The organism is Henriciella pelagia (genome assembly GCF_002088945.1).
GTDB lineage: Bacteria > Pseudomonadota > Alphaproteobacteria > Caulobacterales > Hyphomonadaceae > Henriciella > Henriciella pelagia.
In genome coordinates, this window is record NZ_NCSU01000013.1 from 1 (window position 1) to 1220 (window position 1220).

The window sequence follows — 1220 nt, forward strand, 5'->3', positions numbered from 1 at the left end:
TGATCTTCCCCACCAAAAGTAGACACTGATTTACGCGCACATCTTCAGGTATTCCTGCTCATATCTGTTTGGGCTTTTATACCCCAATGCGCTATGTCGTCGGTGGCTGTTGTAGAACATTTCAATGTACTCGAAGACACAGGAGTATGCTTCCTGCTTATTCGAGACATCCTCTGCGTAAAGCGCCTCTACCTTGAAACGTGCGAAGAAGGACTCCATTGCCGCATTATCCCAGCAATTCCCTTTTCGACTCATGCTAGGCCGGATCTTTTCACTCAGCAACAACGCCTGATACTCTCCCGACCGATACTGAACACCTCTGTCAGAATGGAGAATCAGTCCTGGCTCAACATTTCTGGACTCTCGAGCCATATTAAAAGCATCGATAATCAGCTGATTGGTCATCGTCGTATCAAGCGACCAACCTACGATCTTCCGTGAGAACAAGTCCATCACTACTGCCAGATAGACAAACCCTTTCTCCACCTTGATGTAGGTAATGTCGGATACCCACTTTTCATCCGGGCGACTGGCCGTGAAGTTTCGTCTTAACAAGTTGTCGCTGACATGATTGTGGGCCATGACGTCCGGAAAGTACTTGTANCCCTTCCCATTTCTGGCCCTAAGCCCTTGTTTTGCCATCAGCTTGGCAACGGTATTCTCACTGATCTCACAGCCGCTTTCCTTCAGTTCAACAGTCATCCGGGGGGCTCCGTAACGAGACCGGAAGCGTTTAAAGAGCGACACCAAGAGCCTTTCCGCCTCCAACTGCCGAAGTTGTCGCTGCGAAGGCTGGCGATTGCGCCACTTGTAGTAGCCCGAGCGACTGACGCCAGCCCAGCGACACATCTTGGTGACCGGATACTGACCCCGTAGCGACTCAATAAAGGCGTACTTCACCATTTGTCTTTGCTGAAGTACGCCGTCGCCTTTTTTAGGAATTCATTTTCCTCTTTGAGGTCAGCGATTTCGCGCTTCAGCGCACGCATCTCCTCGCTTTCCTGCCTGGAGTAATCCACACCTTGCATACTGTTGAACTGCTTATCGGAGAGTCTTTTGTACTGCCTACGCCAATTATAAATCTGGCCAGGATGAATACCGAGTTCACGGGCCACCTCCACAGCGCTGGTATCAGGGTCCTCTGATCTACGCACCGCCTCTCTACGGAAGTCCTCAGTGTAGTGGTTATATTTGTTCTTTCGCTTCTTGGCCATAAAAAC

Annotated in this window: 2 protein-coding genes; both read right to left on the minus strand. The window is 50.0% G+C overall.

The window, feature by feature from the left end; genetic code table 11:
- Positions 1-30: 30 nt before the first annotated feature.
- On the minus strand, positions 31-903 hold the full coding sequence (locus B8746_RS14045) for an IS3 family transposase (RefSeq protein ID WP_084394342.1): 873 nt from the start codon (positions 901-903) through the stop codon (positions 31-33).
- A partial coding sequence (locus tag B8746_RS14050) for a transposase (RefSeq protein ID WP_198943743.1) occupies positions 897-1220 on the minus strand: 324 nt, incomplete at its 5' end. The genes B8746_RS14050 and B8746_RS14045, both read right to left, overlap by 7 nt.